Below are 24,164 nucleotides of genomic sequence, written 5' to 3'. Positions count from 1 at the left end.
TCATACGATCTTTCCATACATAGAAAAAAGAGGCCACTGTCGGCCTCTTCCCTGTCTGTGAACTATTTGATTTCAAAAGGTACTTCCCACTTCACGTCATGTTCCACCATATAGGTAGCGTAGGATACCGTGAGCTTTTTCGGTTCTTGCTTTAAGAGCGGAATCGAGATCTCACCTTTGATCTGTACCCGTCCGTCCTTGTCTCTGGTGCTTTCAGTACTCACTGACGCATAGTAAGTCTTCCCATTTTCATCCTTTACAGACCAATCGTGGTTCTCGACTATGCCTTTTCCTAATGTACCCTCTATGGTCATTACAGCCTCCCCTAGATCTTCGCCGTTACCTGGCTCCCATGCAAAAGAAGAGAATGTAAAGGTACTGCCTGTTGTCTCATCCTTGAAAGTCGCAGCTTTCTTGTCTAGTTCTGTTGGAACCAGATCAAATTTAGGCGAAGCCAGTTTTTTCTCATAAATTTTCTGAAGCTCAAGCTTTAATTTTTGTTCTCCCTGTATCGGGCCAAATGTATGCCACCAATTCAAGACATCGCCCTCTGCTTTTTCTTCCGGTTCTTCTTCTGTTCTTGGTGTGAAAAGAACATTCTCCTTTTTATCAAGCCCATCATCCAATGATTTCATATCCCAAGCTGCTACCACTTCCCCTTTTTCATTGGTGATTTCGTACATCATATTCTCTCCCAAAAAAGCAGGTACGCGCTCTTTTTCTGTGATAATGGCGCCTCGCGGATTTTTCCGATCGTACAGGATCGACGTTCGTTCAACGTCCAAATAAGCTGATTTTGGAGAAATAGTATTCAGCATGACCCGTGTTGCACTTGGGGAAAATTCGATATTTTTCAGTTCAATCCCTAGACCTTGTGGCGATTGAAAAGCCGTATCCTGGAAGACAACCGTTTTCGTCGCTTCCTTGGCTTTCTTCATATCGATCGGAACTTCCAATGACCATTTTCCTGTCTTACCTGCGATTTCTGTCTGTTCTAAATGTAAGGTCAGTTGGTCGGGAATAGCCTCAGATGATTCGAAGATTTCATTCAAAAATCGCTCTGTGATGAAAAACTCTCCATGACTTCCCGAATTATCTCCTCCATCATCCTCGAACCAATCCTTCCCATTCTGATCAATCAGTTTCGCATTCAAAATATGATCTTCAATCTTCTTGCCGCTCTCGTCGTATACATCATAGATGACTGCGATCCTCATCGAGTCAGCCAACAGCTCTTTTGCTTCAACCGTAATTCCTTGATCGGTTGCCTTCTGCTCCAGCTTTTGGACAAGGCCTTTATTGACAGCATTTTTCATACCGCTATCCGAATCCTTTTCAATCTGGAACAAGCTATTCACATAATTCGCAAACGTCGGTGAAACGACCGTTCCTGTCACCACCAACGCCGTAAGTCCTGCTACTACCAATCCTGTCTTCTTCACAATATCCCAACCCCTTTGTCTTCTGGTTCGGGAGGAGCGCTTTCGCGTAGAACGTGGGGGAACTGCATCAGACAGCTTATCCATGACCTCATCTGTAAACGCATCGGGTACAGGAGCCTCCGGAATGTCAGGAATGTCAGGAAAATCCTCTTCCTGCATGCCTTCTACCCACTCTTGCAGGTGCTTCTGGCATTGTGGACAATTTTCCACATGTTGCTCCAATCCTTTGCTCTCGGCAGGGGCAAGCTCATCGTTTACGTATAGCTTCAATTGATTAAACATGAAGCATTTCATAAATAGCTCCCCCTCCCATCGTTTTCGTCAGGCTGTCCTTCATCTTTTTGCGGGCGCGGAATAATCGCATCTGAACGGAGCTCTCCGAGAGGGTCAGTCGTTCGCTGATTTCCCGATACGACAGACGATGGATATAAAACAGGACAAATACCTCGCGATACTCCTCATCCAGCAGCATGATGCTGCGTTCCAACTCGGCGTCCCGTTCCTTTTTCAACAAAGTCGTCTCAGGTGTGTCTGGGTCAATCAGCTGCTCCTCATCGATTTCTACCTGTTCTGTCCGTTTGCGTTTTCGCATTTCATCGAAACAATGATTGCTCGCAATTCGATACAGCCATGAAGAAAACCTGTACTCAGGCCGATAGTCGTGTAAACGATAAAAGGTTTTGATAAACACATCTTGAGCCAAATCCTGTGCGTCTGGCATGTTGCCGATCATCCTGTACAAATAGCCCACGATCTTGCCCTTGTATCTGTCGACTATTTGTCTGTACTGCTCATGATCGCCAGCCAGGATTTGCTCGATTAGTTCCTGATCGTCCGGCATTTTGCTACTCCTCCATCTATCACAGATCAAGCCAGCGGGGAATGCTGCGCAGCTTCCGTTTTGGTTGATTCATTAGCTAATACGGATGAATTGGAAAATCCTTTCTCTTTTTATAAAAATATCATTTTTTCATCCCCGGAACTGAAAAAGAAGAGGCCTGTGTCTGCCTCTTCCTTTACCTTCAAGCTATTTGATTTCAATCGGCACTTCCCAGTTCACATTGCGATGTTCGACCGTATACTCAGCATAGGATACTGTGAGCTTTTTCGGTTGCCGCTCCATGCCTGGAACCTCCAGCTTGCCTTTGACGTGTATGCGTCCGTCCTTGTCCCTAGTGCTCTCTGAATTCCTCAGATAAGAATGATAAACCTTACCATCCTCATCTTTGACGAACCAAAACTCGGTGCTAACCACGTCTTTTGCTAATGTACCCTCTACGGTGATCACAGCCTGAGCTTTTTTTTCCTCTCCATGAGCCGGCTCTAGCGCGAAGGAGGAGAACGTAAAGGTATTACCGACTTCATCCTTTACGGTCTCTTTCTGCTTAACCAGTTCGGTTAGATTGAGCTCCATTTGGGGGTCGGCAAGTTTCCCTTCATAAATCTTTTTAAGTTGAAACGTTAACTTTTGCTCACCTTGAATTGGGCCAAAAGTTTGCCACGACTTCATTTTGTCGCCTTCCGCTTTACCTGTGGTACCAGATACCTTGAGAACATTCTTCTCATTTCTAATGCCTTCATCCAATGATTTCATATCCCAAGCCGCAACCACTTCTCCCTGCTCATTGGTAATTTCATAAGCAATTTCGTCCCTAATTAGAAAATCAAGCAAATAGTCCGGCTTCATTCCAATAGTCTTGCCTTGCTCCTGATTCTTCTTATAGTATTCTACTTGTTGATTCCTCTCCTCTTCAGCCGCAGTAGTGTACTTGGTCTCCATCATGACTCTGGTTGCGCTCGGAGAAAACTCGATTTTTTTCAACTCCATTACGAGTCCTTTTGCTGACTCATACGTAGCTTGCTGGAAGTCGGCGGTTTTGGTCGCTTCCTTTGCTTTCTTCATATCGATCGGGAATTCCAGTTCCCACTTTCCTTCTTTCCCTGCAATTTCTGTCTGTTCTAATTTAAGGACCAGCTGATCGGGAGTAGTATCAGAGGACTCGAAAATATCGTTTAAGGCCAGCTTTGCGATAAAATAATCTCCATGTCTAGCCATAACGAGTCCACCATTTTCCGCGGTCAAACCTTTCCCAGTCGGATCAATCAATTGAGAATCCAAGAAGTGTTCATCTATATCAATTTGCTTGCCATTCTGGTCGTACATGTCATAGATGACCGCGATCCGCATCGAGTCAACCATCAACTCTTTTGCTTCAAAGGTAATACCTTGGTCGGTTACCTTTTGGTTCAGCTTTTGGGCAAAGCCTTTATTGACGGCATTTTTCATACCCGCATCCTTCTCAATCTGGAACAAGCTATTCACATAATTCGCAAACGTCGGCGATACAACGGTTCCTGTTACCACCAACGCTGTAAGTCCTGCTACTACCAATCCTGTCTTCTTCATAATATCCCAGCCCCTTTGTCTTCTGGTTCGGGAGGAGCGCTTTCGTGCCGTACGTGCGGGAACCGCTTCAAACAGTTTACTCATGACCTCATCCGTAAACGTATCGGGTACAGGAACCTCCGGATAGGAAGAAAATTCCTCTTCCAGCATGCGATCTACCCACTCTTGCAGCTTTCTCTGACATTGTGGGCATTGCTCTGCATGCTGCTCCAATCCTTTGCTTTCGGCAGGGGGTAGGTTACCGTTTTCATAGAGCTTCCATTGATTAAACATGAAGCATGTCATAAACATCTCCCCCTCCCATCGTTTTCGTCAGGCTTTTCTTCATCTCTTTACGAGCACGGAACAATCGCATCTGAACAGCACTCTCCGTGAGAGACAATCGCTCGCTGATTTCCCGATACGACAGACGCTTCAAGTAATGCAGAACGAACACCTCGCGATACTCCTCATCCAGCAGCATGATGCTGTGTTCCAGTTGGGCGTCCCGTTCCTTTTTTAACAGGGCAGTCTCTGGTGTCTCTGGATCAACGATCTGCTCTTCTACGATAGTGGCCTGCTCCGTCCTTTTTCGTCTTCGCATTTCATCGAGACAATGATTGCTCGCGATTCGATACAGCCATGAAGAAAACTTGTGCTCAGGCCGATAGTCTTTCAATAAGTAAAAGGTTTTGGTAAACACGTCTTGAGCCAAATCCTGTGCGTCAGGCATGTTACCGATCATTTTGTACAAGTAGGTAACGATCTTGCCCTTGTACCTGTCGATAATCTGACTGTACAGCTGATGATTGCCAGCCAGGATTTGCTCGATCAATTCCCGATCATCCGGCATTTTTACTACTCCTCCATCTATAACCGATCAGCCTTTGGGGAATGCTGCGCAGCTTCCGTTTTGGTTGATTCAACACTAATACGAATTTGCTGGGAAATCCTTTCTCGTTATTTTTGAAAAATTTTATGTTCCTGTCAAAGCTTAAAGCTTGTGGATTGAGTCGGCATAGTGGAGGAGAAGAAAAAGCACAGTTCTCTTCGACTCTGACACGCCAGCGTGGGGGATTGACTGTCCGTCTCCACTGCAAAAAGAGGACCGTCGAGCCAAAGCCACCCTACGGGCGGACATTTCTCAAGGAAGAAGTGTTCGACAAGCGTGGTCCTCTTTTTGCAGTTCCGACTGGGTAGGCGTTGTCAAGGTCTGCGAGCCCTGTGCTTTTTCTTCTCACCGCTTTCTTTGCTCATCGGTACCTTTTAAAACTTGGGAAGATCCAAAAAAGAGCCCGACAGCCTGAACGAAATCAGGACTGCCGAGCTCACTTGCTATCAAATCTATTCTTTTTCGCATGGGAGGGCTTTAAGCACGTGCAGATAGTGCCCGGGCGAGCAACTCTACCAGCCTCTGTGCATACTCGCCAGTGGTATCCCTTGCCCCTGAGAATTCCGTCACTTCCATACTGGTCACGCGCGAATCTCGTAGAACAGTCGCAAGCAATTCCTCTGCTTCCGAAAGGGACAATCCAATCTCACTTGGCGAGTAGGCAGCCGGCATCGCGTCTTTGTGCATGACATCCACGTCGAAATGAACGAGGATTTTGGCGTCAGGCGGGATGGATTGGAGCATATGAGAAACTCGATCCACTATGCTTCCTTCTGTGAGCCGGGCCAAGGTCATGACGTCAACGCCGAAAGTCTCTCCAGGCATCTGCTGGCAGCCGACCAGGCGGATTCGCTCTGCATCCCAGCCGCTTGGCTCGATCCATTGTCCGTGATCCTGAAGCAAAAACCACAATCCCATCCCTGCTGCCCCAATACAGCGAGAAGCCGATGGCACTACCGCATCCAGATGACCATCAATCACCAGCAGATACGCTTTTTCCTGATACAGAGCCTGATGAGCCTGTGCCGTAGCAACGATCAAGCTGCAATCTCCACCAAGCATCAAGACGAACTCATCCGCATCGAGCCACTCCTGCGCGTTCTTTTGCAGACAATCCCAAAACATACGCGGAGCCGGCCAATTGCGAACTGGGGGAATATTATGGCGAGGCAAATTATCGGGGAGAAGCAGATTTCCTACGTCCTGTACATCCAAGCCATGCTGCTGCAACTGCTCGATCAATCCTGCTGTACGAATCGCGTCCGGAGCCAATTCTGTACCAGAGACATACGCCCCTGTGAAATGCGGGATTCCAGCCACTTTTACTTTGATAAAAAGTCCCTCCCAAGGAAATTTATCGTATAAATTTCCCTAAGAGTATATCACAGCTTGGTTTGCAATAATTGGATAAGATCACTGACGGACGGCCGCAGCCAACGATCTGGCAAGGAAGCTTTTTCCCCGCGCAGCAATTGGCAGGCAAGCGCATTCGGATGGGCATCTGCACTTAAAAAATACACTTGTTGCACAGGCTGTGGGAGTGCGTCCATGACCTCTACGCATTTGCTAATGTAGGTTTGCAGCGCATCCCGATAAGCTGGAGTGGTTAGCGCTGCGCCACACCACACATCAATTCCGGTCAACGCCTTGGCATGGGCTGCATCCAAGCTTTTTGCGAGCGAGCAGACAACGAACAACAGCTTCTCTGGCGCCAGCTTGAACCTCTTCTGATACTGCTTGGCAAAACGGGCAAGAGTCGCATTCCAGGACGGCGTATTGTAGCTGCCGAGATCAGGGATGCATTTAAGCGCTCCTACAAGTTGATCCTCTTTTTTCATAAACAAGATACCGTCGATCACTTGAAACGAAAGCTCGGACAGCTGCCCGGACAAAAACTCACCCACCCGCTCATGCATGACGCGAGAGATTCGCTGCGAGGATTTGCGCTTCAGCTTTTGCCGTATGCGCACCTCTTCTTCCTCCAGGTAGACGCGTATCAGCCTGGAAAACAAATCTGCCTCCGTAGTTGGCTGCTGTATCAGGCACTCCAAACGGCTATAGGCGTCTGCCACGCTATGGTCCCATTGCCCTTCTTTTTCTGCGCCCATCATTATCCTCCCTCACATCATATCGGGTGCGTGATCGGCCACGACCAGCACATCCATGTGTCGAACTTCCCGCAATAATCGCTGGATGACCGAACCTTCGAGAATTTCCTTCCAGCGAGTCCGCGCCGACTGCCCGATGACGACCTGTGTCGTTCCTTTTTCGTTCATATGCCAGACCAGCTTGGTGAAGACCTTGCGTCGGGAAGGGGCTTCGTATCGTTCGAAACGACCTCCAAGTCGCTCTGTTAGTGCCTTCAGCTTCGCCAGCTGCGTCTCTTGCTCTTCTGTCAGCGACGGGTGATCCTGCACGTAAGCTACATGCCAGGACGCCTTCAAGCGATAGGCAATCCGAAACCCTCGGCGAATCAATCGTTCACTGTCTGCGCGCAAATTCACACAGACAAAAATGACTTCCTGTTGCCGCCAAGGCCCGCGCAGCGTTCGGCGCTCCCACGCCTCCAAGCGTTCATCGACGTCGTCTGCCACTTCACGCAAGGCCAGCTCTCGTAAGGCAATCAAATTCCCTGTTTTGAAAAAGTTGGTCAGCGACTGCTCAACCTTTTCCATCGCGTAAATATTGCCCTCCCGCATCCGCTGACGCAGTGCTTTGGGTGAAATATCAATCAGCTCTACCTCATCTGCCTGATGCAGAATATGGTCCGGCACCGTCTCTCGCACGCGGATTCCCGTAATTTGCTCGACGCTGTCGTTTAAGCTCTCGAGGTGCTGAATGTTCATCGTGGATATGACGGAAATACCCGCAGCCAAAATCTTCTCGACATCGTGGTACCGCTTCTCATAGTCACTCCCCGGCACATTTGTATGTGCCAGCTCATCCACCAGCACGACCTCCGGATTGCGCCGGATGATTTCGTCCGTGTCCATTTCTTCGAGCGTCACGTTTTTGTACGGAATGCGTTTGCGCGGGATCAGAGGAAGTCCCCCTACCTGCTCAATGGTTTCTTTTCGTCCATGCGTTTCCAAAAGCCCAATCACCACGTCGATGCCATTTTCGACGAGCTCGTTGCCTTCTCTAAGCATCGTGTACGTCTTGCCGACGCCAGGAGCAGCTCCTACATATACTTTTAGCGTCCCGCGCTTGATTTTGCCAATCTCCTGCTGCATCTCCTCATCGGAGAGACGTCGGTACGGATTGGCCGTTTTCGCTCGTTCCCGCTTGGTCGGCATGACGCGCTCACCGTCCCGCTCGGAACGATCCGCCACGATCAAGATATCGATATTTTTCGTTTGCCGAAGAATCTTATGGACGATGGAGCCATACCATATCTCTTCCCAGCGCGTACGCTTGGACTGCCCCATGACGATTCGGGTCACGTTATTCTCCATCGCGTAGGCGACGAGCTCGTTGGCTACTTCCTTGTCTCGTACAAGCGTCTGCTCTTCGAAGGTACCTCCGACTTTGTCCACGAGCTTTCCGATTGATCTCTTAAAAGTCGCTTCTTCCTTCGTCAGCTTCTTGGATAAAGGGAGAAAACAGACGACCAAGAGCTCTCCGCCGAGCCGCTTGGCAACCTGTTGTCCGCGCCGAACCAATATCGAGCCGTTCCAATGATACTGGGCAGAAACCAGCACCTTCTCTGTGGCTCCTGAAGCCCCTACCATGCCGTGTTTCTCCCGATAATCCTCCAAATCCTCGTTTACGCCCGTAGCTACGAACCGAAGAGCGAGTTCCCGCAGCATATGCAGATTGTCTCTGCGAAACAACGGATGCTTGGTCCGCGTCGGGTTGCGATCATCTTCTTGCAGCCTTTTCAGAATGGCTTCTGGCGTGACGTCGAGCAGCTTCACCTCGTCTGCCATGGCAAGCGTATCCTCTGGGACACACTGATCGATCCGCACCTCTGCCTTCGTCAGTCGCTCCGCCATCTCTTTCATCCCGGCCAATTCGTATATGTTGACCGTCGCAATCACACTAATATTGTGATTCAGCAAATACTGAACATCGTCCAGGCAGGTTGGTCGCGGGGCATCTGGACGATTGCGGTGAGCCAAGCCGTCTACGAGCACGACTTCCGGATCTCGTTCGATAATGGCTGCAACGTCCAGATCATGTCTCGCTTCCCCTAGGGAATACCAGATGATCGGCTGGATTTGCTCCAAGCCCTCCCGCTTTTGCGCCAGCTTGGGATGACTGGCCTCACCTGATCCAGCTACGATCACATCAATCCCTTTTTTCTTAAGCGTCTGCCCTTCCATCAACAGATGATAGGTTTTGCCTGAACCACTGACTGCCCCCAGAATGATTTTCAGCCTGCCCCGGTGCATTCTGGAGATGGACTGCAAGATTTCCTCCGGGGACTTTCGCCGAAACTGCTCTACCATCTCGCAGCCCTCCTTCATTTTTTACTTCTTCAATTCGTCCAAAGCCAAATTCAGCTTCACTACATTAACACGCGGCTCTCCGAGTACACCCAAGCTTCTTCCCTCTGTATTCGCTTCAATCAAAGCCTGTAGCTGTACCGGTTCGAGATTGCGCGCCTTGGCTACACGCTCGACTTGAATCTGAGCAGCTTTTGGCGAGATATGCGGGTCCAGACCGGAAGCGGAGTTCGTCAGCAAATCTGCCGGGATGTCTTCCTGCTTCACGCCAGGATTCGCTGCCAGAAATGCGGCGATATCCTTTTGCGTACGTTCGATCAACGCAGGGTTCGATGGCGCGTAGTTGTTTGATCCAGATCCAGCCGCATTATTATCAATAGAAGAAATGCGTCCCCAGAAGTACTTCGGTTCGGTGAAGGTCTGCCCAATCAGCTCGGAGCCAACCACCTTGCCGCTTGCATCCGTGATGAGACTACCGCTTGCTTGTGCAGGCATGACAACCTGTGCAATACCTGTCATCGCCAGCGGGTAGGCGAGACCACATATCAGCAGTAAAACGAGGCTGAGACGCAAATTTTTCAATATCATATCGTTCACCTGAGCTTTCTTTTTTCAATATGAGTTATACCAGATTCAATCCGACCAAAATCAAGTCAATCAGCTTGATTCCCACGAACGGAACGATAATTCCACCCAAGCCATAGATCACCAGGTTGCGGCTGAGCAGCTTTGTCGCGCTCATCGGCGTGTATTTCACACCTTTCATCGCCAGCGGAATCAGGATCGGGATGATGATCGCATTGAAGATCAACGCGGACAAAATCGCACTTTGCGGTGTAGCCAGGCCCATGATGTTGAGCGCACTCATTTGTGGGATCGCCAGCATGAACATCGCAGGAATGATCGCGAAGTATTTCGCTACGTCATTGGCGATACTGAACGTCGTCAATGCCCCGCGTGTCATCAAAAGCTGTTTGCCAATCGCCACGACCTCAATGATTTTGGTCGGGTCAGAATCCAGATCGACCATGTTCGCTGCTTCCTTAGCCGCTACCGTACCCGTATTCATCGCCAAACCGACATCGGCTTGTGCGAGGGCTGGCGCGTCATTCGTACCGTCACCTGTCATCGCGACCAGCTTGCCTGCCGCTTGTTCTTTGCGGATCAACGCAATCTTGTCTTCCGGCTTGGCTTCTGCTACGAAATCATCTACACCTGCTTCGCGGGCAATCGTTGCAGCTGTCAGTGGATTATCTCCCGTGCACATCACTGTGCGAATACCCATGCGGCGTAGCTCTTCAAAACGTTCGCGCATACCCGGCTTCACAGTATCTTTCAAATAGATCAAACCGAGGATCGAATTTCCTTCTGCTACAGCCAACGGTGTGCCGCCAGCCGTTGCAATCCGATTTGCTTTTTCATCCAAATCAGCAGGGATTTTTCCCCCTTGCTCGACCACGTATTTCTTGATGGCGTCGACGGCTCCTTTTCGGATGAGTACGCCGCTTGCCAGATTCGTCCCGCTCATTCTTGTTTCAGCACGGAACTCCACACCTTCGGAACCCGGCAATTCAAGTTCAGCAGGTACCAGACCTTGTTTTTTCGCCAGCTCGACAACAGAGCGTCCTTCCGGTGTTTCGTCATGAACGGAGCTTTGTGCAGCTACTCGGTTCAATTCCGTGCTTTTGCTGTTGCCTACGGTGACAAACTCGGCAGCCATCCGGTTTCCGTGCGTGATCGTTCCTGTTTTATCCAAAATAATCGTATTGATGTCTCCGGATGCCTCGACTGCCTTCCCGGACATGGCAATGACGTTAAACTGTGTGACCCGGTCCATACCTGCAATCCCAATCGCTGACAAGAGTCCGCCAATCGTGGTCGGAATCAAGCAGACGAGGAGAGCAATCAATGTCGCAACCGGAATGGCTGCATTCACATAGTTGGCGATCGGCTGCAAGGTCGTGCAGACGATCAGGAATATCAATGTCAAGCTGACCAAGAGCGTATTCAATGCAATTTCATTCGGGGTCTTCTGTCTTTTCGCACCCTCTACCAACGAAATCATGCGATCCAAAAACGATTCACCGGGATCAGTCGTCACGCGGACACGGATGCGGTCACTGACGACACGCGTACCTCCTGTGACAGAGCTGAAATCGCCGCCTGCTTCTTTAATTACCGGAGCAGATTCCCCAGTAATGGCAGACTCGTCGACAGACGCGACACCCTCAACGATTTCCCCGTCGGATGGAATCAGCTCGCCTGCTTCCACTATGACCAAATCGCCTTTTCGCAGTTCTGTGGAGCTGACGACTTGAATGCGACCATCTTTCCCTACTTTTTTTGCTTGCGTGTCCTGCTTCGTTTTTTTCAAGCTCTCCGCCTGTGCTTTGCCGCGCCCTTCTGCCAAGGCTTCTGCGAAGTTTGCAAACAAAATTGTCACGAACAGGATAAAGCTGACGACGCCGTTGTACAGCGGGTCCGAAGCTCCCCCGAACAAATTAGGAACAAACGTCAGAAGAAGCGTAATGAAGAACCCGATCTCTACCACGAACATGACTGGATTTTTCATCATCACACGCGGGTCCAATTTTTTGAAAGACTCGACAAAGGCCCGCTGGTACAAATCTTTAGGAAGCGCAACCGTGCGCGTTCTACTCATGGAAAATTACTCCTTTGCCTCTAGTATTCATTTTCAATTTGAAGTTGAACTACCTCTTATTAACGGATTGTGAGCCACTCGGCGATTGGGCCAAGTGCAAGCACAGGCAGGAATGTCAGTGCACCTACGATTACCACAGTCGCAATCAGAATCACTGTGAATACACTATTGTCTGTGCGAAGTGTACCCATTGTTTCTGGTACTGGGGTTTTTGCGAGCAAGGAGCCTGCTACCGCCAGCATCGTAATGATCGAGACGTATCGACCAAACAGCATGACGAGTCCGGTAGAAATGTTCCAGAATGGTGTGTTGTCACCCAATCCTTCAAAACCGGAACCGTTATTGGCTGCTGAAGAAGTGTACTCGTACAGCACTTGTGAAATCCCGTGGAAGCCTGGGTTCGACACTGCGGATGAACCCATTTCAGTTGCCAGTGCAATAGCAGTCGGCGCCAAAATGATCAGGGGATGAGCGAGAATCGCGATGGCGATCAGCTTCATCTCTTTTCCTTCGATTTTGCGACCGAGGAATTCAGGCGTACGCCCTACCATCAAGCCCGCCAAGAATACAGCCAAAATCGCATACATCAAAATGTTGATCGTTCCGACACCATCACCGCCGAATACGCAGTTCAGCATCATTTCGCCGAGCGGAACCAAGCCGCCAAGTGGTGTCAATGTATCGTGCATGTTATTCACTGTTCCTGTCGTTGCCGCTGTTGTTACGGCAGTGAACAAGGCGCTTTGTGCGATACCAAATCGGACTTCTTTTCCTTCCATGCTGCCCATCTCTTGTGACAGGCCAGCCCGTTCCAGCGCAGGGTTGCCACTTACTTCATTGGTGTATGCCGTAATCAGGAACGCCAGGAACATCACGAACATAGCTCCAAAAATAACCCAGCCTTGCTTGCGGCTCTTCGACATGAAGCCGAATGTGAAGGGCAGTGCCGCCGGGATCAAGAACATCGATAAAATCTCCATCACGTTCGATAGAGGAGTCGGGTTTTCAAATGGATGCGCAGAGTTTACTCCAAAGAATCCGCCTCCGTTTGTTCCCAAATGCTTGATCGATACGAGTGAAGCGACCGGACCGCGTGCGATTTGTTGCTCCGCTCCGCTAAGGGTTGTCGCTGTTGCAGTCGGCTCCATCGTCTGCGGCACGCCTTGGGACACCAAGAGCAATGTCACAACAATCGCCAGTGGAATCAACACCCGTGTATGAGCTCGTACCAGGTCAACGTAGTAGTTGCCGATGCTGCGCTGTCCAGTCAGCCCACGCATGAAGGCCATCACGACCGCGATCCCTGTCGCTGGCGTCGTAAACATCAGGTAAATAATGACCAGCATCTGCGATAGATACGACAATCCGCTCTCCCCGCTGTAATGCTGAAGATTCGTATTCGTCAAAAAGCTGACAGCCGTGTTAAAGGAAAGCAACGGCTCCATCGCCGCAATTCCACTTGGGTTACCAGGCAGCATTCCTTGCAAACGAAGCAAGAGATAGGCAATGGCTACCATCGAAATGTTGCTGACCAGAACAGCCATTGCGTACTGCTTCCAGGTCATATCTGATACGCGAATGCCAGACAGCTTGTATATCGCTCTTTCTACCCCGCCAAAAACGCTGTCCAGTCGAGTCGTCTCCAGCGAAAAGGAGCGCGCCAAATATTTTCCCATCGGTATGGCGAGCACGAAAAGCACCACCAAAACCAACGCTATTTGTATAAAGTCCACGACAGTTCCTCCTACTCCCTCTAAAAAATGTTTCCAATTGAATGAATGGTTCGATCAGCCTCTAGTATTTTTCCGGGTAAATCAACGCGTGGCACAGGTACATCGAAAGCCCTGCCACAATCAACAGCAACCAGATCATTTCTCTTTCCCTCCCTGTTCTCTTACCACGGCGTCACAAAACTTGATGAGTGCAAAAAATACACCGAATGAAAGCGCCAAGAGCAGTATGGAAACCACGTCCATGCAATGTCCCTCCTTTTTTTGTACTGACTATCCCGTAAAGTCTGGCCGACTCGTCTCTCTCGCTTCCCCTGTACAGGCCTTCTTTTTTGAAAAAAACCTGCCATGAAGGAAAAAAATAGACCAATGCTTACGATTTCCCCGAAAGATCGCCACATTTTGACCGAACGGAAGATGAACAGACGAATGAAGTCGCCCGCATCCCGCGGCAAATAAAACGATCCTTTGTATCGGAGAAAAAGTACTCATTGGTCTACCTAACGCCCAGCCGACTTGAAGTTGCCTTCTTTGCGTTTTGTCTCCCGTTTCCTTTTTCCGAAAACAGCTATTTACTTGTAAGTAAAAACGGTCATTAGCCGTTTTTGAGCAAAACGAAAAGACCTGCATTACATTCGAGTCAACCCTTGTCGTCCGAAAAGGATAACAAAAAGGCCTCCTCAAATAGGCGGTCTTTAGACCTCCCTCGCTTTAGCCGACGAAGTTAGCTGACGGGTAGGATGGCGAAAGAGTTTCTCATCCCTCCCACGATTCATGCGTGGGATTAACCCCTACTGATTGGGTCCTCCGTTCCCGAGTGCCTCGGGATTTGGCCATATTTGCAATTGTTGGTTACGAGTCTCATTATACGTCCGGCATAATCGGATGTTAATGTCCTATTTCAGTCTTTTTCACACGATTTTTGCGTTCTTTATCCGTGTAAGCGATTTATACCTATCAGGCCTCATCCGATCATGATATTTCATCGTTTTTCTTCCTTTTTCATATTATTTTCCCCATACGGCAAGAGCAGTCGCATCCGATTGTTGCATCCACTCTTCCAATTTCTCAGCAGGTAATGGCTTACTGCAATAGTAGCCCTGCATTTCATCACATTGCTGCTCACGTAAAAAGGCCAGCTGAACTTCGTTTTCCACCCCCTCAGCCAGCACGTTCATCTGCAAGCTGTGGGCCATGGCAATGATCGACTTGGCGATGACGGCATCTTCGTTTTCTGTAATATCATTCACAAACGACCGATCGATCTTCAATCGGTTAATGGGAAAATCGCGCAAGTAGCTAAGCGAGGAGTAGCCTGTCCCAAAATCGTCGATGGAAAGCCAGATCCCGAGATTTTTCAGCTCATGCAGGATTCCAATGACCCGCGTGGCGTTTTGCATGACGGCACTTTCCGTGATCTCCAGCTCCAGGAATTGCGGCTGCATCTGCGTTTCTTGCAACACCTGCTTGATCATGCCGACCAAATTCTCCTGCTGAAATTGGCGGGCCGAAAGATTCACCGCTATGCGCAGGGGAGGAAAGCCTGCTTCTGCCCATGCTTTGTTTTGCTGACAAGCTGTCCGAAGCACCCATTCCCCAATCGGAACAATCAATCCCGTCTCTTCTGCCAAGGGGATAAATTCCGCTGGAGAGACCATGCCCCATTCAGGATGCTGCCATCTGAGCAGAGCCTCCACCCCGACCACTTGATTTGTTTTACAATCGAGCTGTGGCTGATAATGCAGGCAAAACTCATGGCGTTCCAACGCTTTGCGCAGCTCCTGCTCGACTGCCAGCCGCTCCGCCACATGAAGGCTCATCGTGGACGAGTACAGGTTGTACCGATTCCTGCCTTTTTCTTTGGCACTGTACATGGCGGCGTCCGCATGCTTCATGAGGGTTTGCGTATCCTCCCCGTCTCTCGGAAAAATACTGATCCCGATACTGGTCGTGACAATGCATTCCCGATCCTCCACCTGAAGCGGCGACTGCAAGGACGCAATGATCCGATCCGCCAACGCAACCACCTCTGTCTCATCAGAAATCGCAGGAAAAATCATCGTAAACTCATCCCCGCCCATGCGAGCCAGTATGCCTGCCGAGCCGACATTTTCCTTTAATCGATAAGAAAGCGACTGGAGCAAGCAGTCCCCGAAATAATGCCCCAAGGAGTCGTTGATGTATTTGAAACGATCCAAATCAAAAAACAAGATCGCCATCATCTGCCCTTGCTGCTTCGCCTGGGATAGCGCAATCGTCAGCTCCGCCTCGAAAAGTCGACGGTTCGGCAAATCAGTCAGCGCATCGTGGTACGCCATGTGATTGATCGTCTGTTCTGCCTGCCTGCGATCCGTCACATCGCGGATAATCCCGCGCAGTCCCGTGACACCGCTCGACTTTTCACTGATTTTCACAATGGAGCCCTCGACTAAACGCCTCTGACCGTCACGCTGGACAAACGCCCAGTCAATTTGCTGGACAGGCGTCCCGGTATGCGACACCCACCGAAATGCGTGCTTTAGCTTCAAGGCATCTTGTTTGCCCACATACTCCTGATAGCTTGCTCCCAACAGCTCATGTACAGGTGCGCCAAGTATTTCAGATAGTGCAGGATTCACAGCGAGGAACCGACCTCGCTCGTCCAGCTCGTAATAACCGTCTTTGATGCTCTCCAATATCGAGCGAATCTTTCTTTCCTCGTTCTCCCAATACGTTTGCACCAGCTGATGCGTATCACAGGCGTACCTCAGGGCCGTGCGATAACAGATTGCCATGATGATCAAGACAGGCAATAAAGCGGCCAGCCATACACCTCCACGCGTTTCCTCCGTCAAGAAGAGCAGCGACAAGACGATTACAAGCACGAGCGCAGCAACTGCAGTAGCCAGATGTAACGCCATTTGTTTTTGTCTCTCGATCCGTTGCTGCTCTAGCCATAGTCCCATTCCCATCACCTATGTCTTGAATCTGCGAATCAAACTTTTTTGTTGGTGAGCCAGCTTGCTGAGTGAATCAATGCACTCACGAAACGCCTCCACCGCACTGTTTTGCTGATAGGCCGCTTGTGCCACTTGATCAGCCCGCTCGGATGCCGTCTTCGCGATTTGTGCCAGCTGACCCATTTGGGCTGTCACCGTCACGGTTTTGCCCGAGGTATGATCCAGCCCTGTCGCGACTTGATTAATGTGCAAGGCTACTTGCTGAACCGCCAGACCGATTTTTGCAAAAGCATCTCCCGCTTCCTTTACGACCGTCACACCAGAAGCGACCTCTGTATTTCCGCCTTCAATGGACCCTACAGCCCGGGCAACATCTTGTCGCATCTGTTCGAGCATATCGGCAATCTGCTCCGCTGCCTGCCTGGATTGATCTGCGAGCTTTCTCACTTCCCCGGCTACGACAGCGAAGCCTTTGCCTGACGCTCCTGCACGCGCAGCTTCAATCGCGGCATTGATTGCCAAAAGATTCGTCTGATTCGCCATCACCTTAATGATAGCCACACACTCTTCAATCTCCCTTGATCGAGTGTCCAGCTGCGTCACGGCTTTCTCTGTCGTGGTAAAAGCAGCCGCAATGTCTGCCATCTGCTGCACCGTTTTCGCGATGACCTCCGTTCCCGTCTCGGCCACCGCAGAGGCGCTATTGGCTGATCCGAAGACATGCTGCGAGTACTCCTCCATTTGCTTCACAGCTTCTTCTACGTGTTCCATCGAATCGACTATTTGATCGGAGCCCTTCATTTGCTCCCCAGCGCCATCCACCAGCTCTTGCATCGCTAGGACAACCGATCGGCTGTTTTCTGTTGCCTGCAAGGCATTCGTCGCCAGCTCCTCGGAAGCGTTCGCGACATGATCTGCTCCCGTACTGATTTGCCCGATCAAATTGCGCAAATTACGCGCCATCTGGTTAATCGCTTGCGCTACCTGCCCCACCTCATCCCGCGTGGCGATCTGGATCTCTGCTCCTGTCAAATCTCCTGCCGCCATTGTCTCTGTCGCATCGGCAATGACACGAATGGATCGGCTAATTTGGCCAGAAATAATCCAGCCCAATCCGATGATCAAAACAAACATCACAACACTCGTCACATGAATGTAGGAAAGCTCTTGGAGCACTGTCTCTTCTACTTGCCTAACCGCTCCTTCTCCCTGGCTCACGGTGGCAGTATAGCGGGCATTGATTTCCACCAGCTTTGTGTAATAGAACTGCCCTAGCACTCCAATTAGCAGGGCCGCAGCGACAAAGCCGCACATGATTTTGGAACGCAACGATACGTTCACGTAAGTACACCTCCGTATGTCATTCATAGCTGTTTGGTTACCAGAACAGTTGCAGTCCCATATCAATCAGCTTAATTCCGATAAAAGGAAAAATGATTCCACCTACGCCGTAAATCAACAAGTTCCGGACGAGAAGCTGGTTCGCATTCATCGGCACATAACGCACTCCCCGCAAAGCCAGCGGGATTAACAGCGGGATAATGATCGCATTGAATAAGAGTGCGGATAGAACAGCACTGGACGGGGACTGCAGGTTCATGATGTTCAAAAGCTGCATCTCGGGTACTTGCTCGACCAGCATCGCTGGGATGATCGCAAAATACTTGGAAAAGTCGTTTGCGATACTAAAGGTCGTCAATGCGCCGCGAGTCATGAGCAGTTGCTTCCCGATGGAAATGACCTGCAAAATCTTCGTCGGGTCTGAATCGAGATCGACCATGTTGGCCGCTTCCTTCGCTGCGGTTGTCCCGCTGTTCATCGCGATACCTACATCGGCTTGAGCCAGCGCTGGCGCATCATTCGTGCCATCGCCGGTCATCGCAACCATTTTTCCTTGTGCCTGCTCTTCCCGGACAATCCTAATTTTGTCCTCCGGCTTGCTCTCGGCGATGAAGTCATCTACGCCTGCTTCTTTGGCGATGGTGGCCGCTGTCAGTGGATTGTCGCCTGTGCACATCACCGTCCGAATGCCCATTTTCCGCAATTCTTCAAAACGCTCGCGAATCCCCGGCTTCACCGTATCCTTCAAGTAAATCAGGCCAAGAACCTGACTGTCTTTACATACAGCGAGCGGAGTACCGCCTTGCAGCGAGATTCGCGCGCTTTTTTCTTCAAGATCTGGCGGAACCATGCCACCGCGCTCTCTGATATAGGCACTGATGGCGCTAACTGCTCCTTTTCGATAGTGGACGCCTTTATAATTCAATCCGCTCATGCGCTCCTCGGCAGTAAACGGGATAATCTCTCCTTCGTACGCTTTGACATCGCAGACAACATGGTTGGCTTGGGCAAGCATCATGACGGAGCTTCCCTCTGGCGTATCATCGAACAGCGAAGTGAGCACAGCGACTTCCATCAGCTCCTTCTGGTCGACTCCTGCTACGGGAACGAAATCTGCTGCCAGTCGGTTTCCGTACGTAATCGTACCTGTCTTGTCCAAAATGATCGTGTTGACATCCCCGGCCGCCTCTACTGCCTTACCTGACATGGCAATGACACCAAAGCGCGTGACACGATCCATCCCCGCAATGCCAATGGCCGATAACAAGCCGCCAATCGTGGTCGGAATGAGACATACGAGCAAAACGACTAAAACGGAGATATCCAGCTCGATCCCCACATACGCCGCAATCGGAACAAGCGTAACGACGACAATCAAAAAAATAAGCGTGAAGACGATAAGAACTGTATTTAAGGCAATTTCATTCGGGGCTTTTTGACGTTTGGCCCCTTCAATGAGCATAATCATCCGATCCAAAAATGAGTCCCCAGGGTTCGTCGTAATTTTCACAACGATAGAGTCACTGATGACACGTGTCCCACCCGTTACAGACGTCTGGTCACTGCCCGCTCTTTTGATGACCGGAGCCGACTCGCCCGTGATTGCAGATTCATCGATCGAGGCCAAGCCATCGATAATGTCACCATCCCCTGGGATGATATCTCCTGTTTCGACCAAGACTCTATCACCTTTGCGCAGTTCGCCAGATGAAATCACCTGCACACTGCCATCTGATTTGAGTCTCTTGGCCTCCGTATCCCGCTTGGCCCGTCGCAATGTATCTGCTTGTGCTTTCCCGCGGCCTTCCGCCAATGCCTCAGCGAAATTCGCGAACAACACCGTGAATAATAAAACGGAAAAGACGACTGTATTCCACCCTACTTGATCCTCCGTACCAAAATACTTCGGAAACAACAGCATCAGCAAAATCAAAACCGTTCCGAGCTCTACGACAAACAGCACCGGATTTGACATCATGACCAGCGGATTCAGCTTGCGAAAACTATCAAGCAGGGCCTTTCCTATCAATTGTTTCATAGCTCCTCCACATGCAATAACGCATAGATCAAATAAAGAAAAATACCAACAGCAAAAATGGAGACGATCACCACAGGAATGTTTTCCCCCTCTTTTTTCGTAGGTTGACAGCCCCAAGACGGCTGAGTAATATTAGGCACAATGATAAATTATGGGAGGTATGGCGTTTGGCCATCTCTAACAAAAAAAAGCTGGAAGCAGAAATCAGCGAAGCATTCATAAAATTTCAGCGCGATCTGATTGGACGAGGTCCGCAGGAAGCCAAGACCTACATCGTTGGTGATATGGTCATCGCAAGGTTCAAAGGTGTTCTCACCGTCGAAGAAAAGCATCTGTCCAGTCACGATAAAGGTCGCCGCATCGTCAAAGAAATGCGCGAGATTCTCCGTGAGATGTACAGCGAAGAATCGGAAGAAATCGTAGAAAAGCTGACAAGCTGCAAGGTACTATCGAGTCATAGCGACATCAGCACGAAAATGGGTGAACGGATCGAGGTTTATGTATTGGACAAGGACCTCGAAAAAATATTGGGCTGATTTTACGAAACGCGGCTCCGCCTTATTTGCAGGCGGAGCCTTTTCCATTCCCTCTTACCCACTCATCTGTTCAGCTAACCAGCCGTAGCCTTTATACCCGGGCTGGCTCACGATGACGTGATTCGCCCCGAGCGCCTTGTATAACATCGCGTTCCGATGCTCCTGCGTCATCACAAAAATCCGGCAGGTACCCAGCTGCTTGAACAGTGTAATGAAGTCACGTCCCTCTGCCCACTCATCGGGAAAGATGTAAACGGAATGATAGAGCAGCAAGGATTCCTGATCGCGGTAGCACTCGTCAAATGAGATGGGCAAAAAACGCTGAATCGTCTTGTCTCCAGGCCCCGCTGTCATTGAAAAGGCACCGGGATTCCTTCCCCAAAAAGCAGGCAAACTGTCGCAGCATAGTGTCTGGACAAAAGAAGTGAACGCTTCCCCCTTACCAATCACTAGATAATGTTTCATAGCAGCGCCTCCCTTTCCCTTATTGGAGATCCTCGATGGACGAGATGTTCATGTACGAAGGAACCACAAGTCCGATTTTGGTTCCGTCGAGATTCGGACCCAAATCCTCGATTTGCCCACCGAATTTTTTCAAATAGCTCGCATCTGTAGACGGCAGCCAAGCTGCAACCATTCCATCTACATCCCCAATGGCCACTCCTGCCCACATCGGTCCAGTCTGCACTTGGCTCAATTCGACCTCATAACCCAGCTTCTGCTCCAGCACATGCTCTACGACGTGCGTGCTGGCAATCTCAGAATCCCATGCTACATAAGCGAGGGTCAGCTTCTCTTTTTGGACAGGCTGGATGCCCTCCACCCATTTTGCTACTTTGGCTTCGTTGTTTTTCACCCATTCCGCGGCGGCCACTTCCGGATCTTTTCCTTCAATCATTTGGACCATGACCGACTCCATATCGGCTGGCTCCCACCAGAACTTATCCAGAAATTGATAGGCAGCAGGCTTTGCCTCTTTCAGCCCTTTGCGCACGATGGTATGGATTTGTTCCGCTCCGCCAAAGCCGTTCTTCGGGTCCGCCAAATATTTCAAATCCATCTTTTTAAACATCCAATGCGGCGTCCAGCCCGTAATGATAATCGGTTCTTTCGCTTCATACGCCTTGATCAAAGCTGCTGTCATTGCTGCATCGGAGCCTTCGACGAGCTGCCACTTATCTAAGCCGTACAGGTTCATAACCTCCTCTGTCTTTACCATCGAGCCTGATCCTGCGTCGATTCCGATGATTTTGTAGTCGAGTTTTTCTCCTAACGCGTTGTCCGACGTCTCAGAAGGAACTGAACCGATCACCGTTGCTGTCGATATTTGTGTGTTTGTGCTTTGACTAGAGCAGCCTGCCAACCAAGTGGTAGCTCCCATCATCACTGCCAGTAAAGCTGGAACCATTTTGTTCATCATGTGTTTCTCTCCTTTTTTCCTGCATGTTGCGTAAGTCTATCCAAGACGATAGCGATGATCACAATGGAAAGCCCCGCCTCGAATCCTCTTCCTATATCCACTTGCGAAACGGCGCGATATACGTCTGCCCCCAAGCCTTTCGCCCCGATCATGGCCGCTATGACCACCATCGACAGAGCGAGCATGATGCACTGATTGACTCCCGCCAAGATCGTCGATTTCGCATACGGCAGTTGCACTTTCACGAGCTTTTGCCAGCCAGTTGCGCCAAAGGCTTCCGCCGCTTCCTCCATTTCTGCTGGTACCTGACGTATGCCTAAGTTCGTGAGACGCACGATTGGCGGCAGAGCAAAAATAACGGAGGCAATAACTCCCGGCACCTCTCCCAAGCCGAAGAAAAAGATCGAGGGAATCAAGTAAACAAAGGCTGGCATCGTCTGCATCAAATCCAGGACTGGCGTGACCAGATTGCGAAACGTATCGTGTCTCGCACAAAGAATGCCCACCGGAATCCCGATAGCGATCGAAATAATGGTGGCAGTAAGGACGAGTCCCAATGTCTCCATCGTTTCATCCCAGTATCCCAAGTTGTGGATGAGGGAAAGTCCGATCACCGTAAAAACCATGGACGCTCTCCCTGAAAAAACCCATGCGGCTGCCCCCAGCAACAAGATGAGAATCAGCGAAGGTATCTCTGCCAAAACCGTGGAACAGTAAGTCACCATCGTGGAAATGACGATAGACACCGGATCAAACAATACCCCTTTGTACTGGCCCAGTACCTCCACGAACCCTTCCATCCACTGGCCAATCGGCAGCTTAGGCACGCCATCCATCACTCATCACCTCTGCTCTCTGGTGCTCTTGGACATTGACTTTGCCTACTAGCCCGCCCAGCACGGCTCCTTTTACAATGACACCCAACAAACGCTGCTGCTCGCCCACTACCGCAATCGGCACGTGCAGGTCTGCCATCATCGGGAACAAACTGTGCAGGCGTGCGTCAGGTGAAACGGTAGGGAGGTCGGTTTTCATGATCGCCGAAAGCGAATCCCCTGTACCGATCGCGAGTGATACGTCATACGCGGTAATCAAGCCGAGAAGTGTGCGCTTTTTGTCCACGACATACAAGCTGGACACGCCGTTATCCATCATGAGTTGCAGCGCCACTCGCGCCCCTTTGTCAGGCGTGATCGCTTCTGCCCGTTTCATCACATTTTCAGCAACGAGCACCCTGGACAGGTCGGCATCCTCGACGAACTTCCGTACGAATTCATCCGCTGGGTCTGCCATGATTTCTTCCGGGCGGCCAATCTGGATGATCTGCCCGTCTTTCATAAAGGCAATCCGATCGCCCAGTCGCAATGCCTCGTGCAAGTCGTGTGTAATGAACAAAATCGTCTTTTTCATCGTCATCTGAAGCTCTAGCAGTTCATCCTGCATGTCTTTTCGAATGAGCGGGTCCAGTGCACTGAACGCTTCGTCCATCAAGAGAATGTCTGGATTATTAGCCAACGCCCGCGCCAATCCGACCCGCTGGCGCATACCTCCGCTCAATTGATCCGGGTACGCATTTTCCCACTCGGTCAATCCAACGAGAGCGAGTGCTTCCCGTGCTTTTTCTTGCCGGAGCCCTGGCGGTACTTGTTGAATCTCCAAACCAAACTCGACGTTTTCCCGTACTGTCCGCTGTGGAAACAAGGCGAAATTTTGGAAAACCATCCCGAGCTTCTTCCTCCGCACCTCGCGCAAAGCCGTTGCCTTCATGTCCACGATCTCTTCCCCATCAATCTCGATGCTTCCGCTCGTTGGATCAATCAGTCGATTGCACAGTCGAATTAAGGTTGATTTGCCACTGCCAGACAGGCCCATGATGACGAAGATTTCACCTTCCTCGACTTCAAAGCTGACCTGATTTACTCCGATAGACTGGCTGGTTTGCTTGTAAATTTGTTCTTTCGTACGTCCTTCCGCCAGGAGCTTCAAGGCCAACTCGGGCTGCTTGCCGAATACTTTTGTCAGTTGGTGGACTTTCATTTTGGGCATGGTATCCCTCATCTTTCGTTTATTTCGTGAATGAAAAAAGCCCGCGAAGTTTCCACACTTCAGCAAAACCAAGCAAGTACGCTTGATTTTTACTTGTGTTGAAAATCCGCAGGCTTACGTAATACCTGGCGTCCATTTTTCAGGACTCCCTGTACTCTGTCTTCCTGATTTCGATTGTCATCGGTTTATGCCTTACCGACTGCCTCCCCGTGATCCACACCGTTTCCTTCACGTCTGTATCGCGTAAGCTGCTCGTCGGTATTTCCATAAAAAATAGGCCGATA

The 24,164-nt window shown here is 50.1% G+C and carries 19 protein-coding genes and 1 riboswitch; of the genes, 1 reads left to right on the top strand and 18 read right to left on the bottom strand.

Features of this window, described 5'->3' with window-relative positions:
• Positions 1-62 precede the first annotated feature (62 nt).
• The 14 genes from C7R93_RS27610 to kdpB (C7R93_RS27540) form a co-directional block, all read right to left on the bottom strand.
• On the bottom strand, positions 63-1,736 hold the full coding sequence (locus C7R93_RS27610) for a DUF4179 domain-containing protein (protein WP_106841793.1): 1,674 nt from the start codon (positions 1,734-1,736) through the stop codon (positions 63-65).
• Positions 1,717-2,283: an RNA polymerase sigma factor gene (locus C7R93_RS27605; RefSeq protein ID WP_106841792.1), complete on the bottom strand. Its 567-nt coding sequence runs from the start codon at positions 2,281-2,283 to the stop codon at positions 1,717-1,719. The genes C7R93_RS27610 and C7R93_RS27605 overlap by 20 nt, the downstream gene beginning before the upstream one ends.
• Before the next feature lie 186 nt (positions 2,284-2,469).
• Positions 2,470-4,134, bottom strand: coding sequence for a DUF4179 domain-containing protein (locus C7R93_RS27600; protein ID WP_106841791.1), 1,665 nt, complete (start codon positions 4,132-4,134; stop codon positions 2,470-2,472).
• Positions 4,115-4,681 carry an RNA polymerase sigma factor gene (locus C7R93_RS27595; protein ID WP_106841790.1) on the bottom strand — a complete coding sequence of 189 codons (567 nt, stop codon included), beginning with the start codon at positions 4,679-4,681 and terminating at the stop codon, positions 4,115-4,117. Before C7R93_RS27595 ends, C7R93_RS27600 begins: the two co-directional genes overlap by 20 nt.
• Positions 4,682-5,197: 516 nt before the next feature.
• On the bottom strand, positions 5,198-6,040 hold the full coding sequence (locus tag C7R93_RS27585; RefSeq protein ID WP_106841789.1) for an arginase family protein: 843 nt from the start codon (positions 6,038-6,040) through the stop codon (positions 5,198-5,200).
• Positions 6,041-6,102: 62 nt separating this feature from the next.
• A complete protein-coding gene (locus C7R93_RS27580; RefSeq protein ID WP_106841788.1) occupies positions 6,103-6,828 on the bottom strand; it encodes a hypothetical protein in 726 nt (241 codons plus the stop codon).
• A 12-nt stretch (positions 6,829-6,840) separates the two neighbouring features.
• Positions 6,841-9,171 carry a universal stress protein gene (locus C7R93_RS27575; protein WP_106841787.1) on the bottom strand — a complete coding sequence of 777 codons (2,331 nt, stop codon included), beginning with the start codon at positions 9,169-9,171 and terminating at the stop codon, positions 6,841-6,843.
• Positions 9,172-9,192: 21 nt separating this feature from the next.
• Positions 9,193-9,756 (bottom strand): potassium-transporting ATPase subunit KdpC, encoded by a 564-nt coding sequence (gene kdpC, locus C7R93_RS27570; RefSeq protein ID WP_106841786.1) that lies wholly within the window; start codon positions 9,754-9,756, stop codon positions 9,193-9,195.
• Between the two features lie 34 nt (positions 9,757-9,790).
• Complete coding sequence (gene kdpB / locus C7R93_RS27565; protein WP_106841785.1) at positions 9,791-11,830, bottom strand: potassium-transporting ATPase subunit KdpB; 2,040 nt, start codon at positions 11,828-11,830, stop codon at positions 9,791-9,793.
• 59 nt (positions 11,831-11,889) lie between these two features.
• Positions 11,890-13,563 (bottom strand): potassium-transporting ATPase subunit KdpA, encoded by a 1,674-nt coding sequence (gene kdpA / locus C7R93_RS27560; protein WP_106841784.1) that lies wholly within the window; start codon positions 13,561-13,563, stop codon positions 11,890-11,892.
• 61 nt (positions 13,564-13,624) lie between these two features.
• A complete protein-coding gene (locus tag C7R93_RS31190; protein ID WP_106841824.1) occupies positions 13,625-13,702 on the bottom strand; it encodes a potassium-transporting ATPase subunit F in 78 nt (25 codons plus the stop codon).
• 556 nt (positions 13,703-14,258) lie between these two features.
• Positions 14,259-14,405: riboswitch (cyclic di-AMP (ydaO/yuaA leader) on the bottom strand.
• Positions 14,406-14,567: 162 nt separating this feature from the next.
• Positions 14,568-16,505, bottom strand: coding sequence for a putative bifunctional diguanylate cyclase/phosphodiesterase (locus C7R93_RS27550; protein ID WP_158264057.1), 1,938 nt, complete (start codon positions 16,503-16,505; stop codon positions 14,568-14,570).
• 9 nt (positions 16,506-16,514) lie between these two features.
• Positions 16,515-17,840 (bottom strand): methyl-accepting chemotaxis protein, encoded by a 1,326-nt coding sequence (locus C7R93_RS27545; protein WP_158264056.1) that lies wholly within the window; start codon positions 17,838-17,840, stop codon positions 16,515-16,517.
• A gap of 37 nt (positions 17,841-17,877) precedes the next feature.
• Positions 17,878-19,878, bottom strand: coding sequence for a potassium-transporting ATPase subunit KdpB (kdpB, locus tag C7R93_RS27540; RefSeq protein WP_106841781.1), 2,001 nt, complete (start codon positions 19,876-19,878; stop codon positions 17,878-17,880).
• A gap of 167 nt (positions 19,879-20,045) precedes the next feature.
• Here kdpB (C7R93_RS27540) and C7R93_RS27535 point away from each other — a divergent pair, with 167 nt between their 5' ends.
• Positions 20,046-20,414 carry a Na-translocating system protein MpsC family protein gene (locus tag C7R93_RS27535; RefSeq protein WP_106841780.1) on the top strand — a complete coding sequence of 123 codons (369 nt, stop codon included), beginning with the start codon at positions 20,046-20,048 and terminating at the stop codon, positions 20,412-20,414.
• Between the two features lie 54 nt (positions 20,415-20,468).
• On the opposite strand, the gene C7R93_RS27530 is transcribed toward C7R93_RS27535, so the two are convergent.
• The 4 genes from C7R93_RS27530 to C7R93_RS27515 are packed head-to-tail and all read right to left on the bottom strand — an operon-like array spanning position 20,469 to position 23,880.
• On the bottom strand, positions 20,469-20,879 hold the full coding sequence (locus C7R93_RS27530) for a hypothetical protein (protein ID WP_106841779.1): 411 nt from the start codon (positions 20,877-20,879) through the stop codon (positions 20,469-20,471).
• A 19-nt stretch (positions 20,880-20,898) separates the two neighbouring features.
• On the bottom strand, positions 20,899-21,834 hold the full coding sequence (locus C7R93_RS27525) for a glycine betaine ABC transporter substrate-binding protein (RefSeq protein WP_106841778.1): 936 nt from the start codon (positions 21,832-21,834) through the stop codon (positions 20,899-20,901).
• Positions 21,831-22,670: an ABC transporter permease gene (locus C7R93_RS27520; protein WP_106841777.1), complete on the bottom strand. Its 840-nt coding sequence runs from the start codon at positions 22,668-22,670 to the stop codon at positions 21,831-21,833. The genes C7R93_RS27525 and C7R93_RS27520 overlap by 4 nt, the downstream gene beginning before the upstream one ends.
• Positions 22,654-23,880, bottom strand: coding sequence for a quaternary amine ABC transporter ATP-binding protein (locus C7R93_RS27515; protein ID WP_106841776.1), 1,227 nt, complete (start codon positions 23,878-23,880; stop codon positions 22,654-22,656). The genes C7R93_RS27520 and C7R93_RS27515 overlap by 17 nt, the downstream gene beginning before the upstream one ends.
• Positions 23,881-24,164: the final 284 nt, after the last annotated feature.

Source organism: Brevibacillus fortis (assembly GCF_003013395.1).
Lineage (GTDB): Bacteria > Bacillota > Bacilli > Brevibacillales > Brevibacillaceae > Brevibacillus > Brevibacillus fortis.
This window is presented reverse-complemented; position numbering and strand designations above follow the sequence as displayed.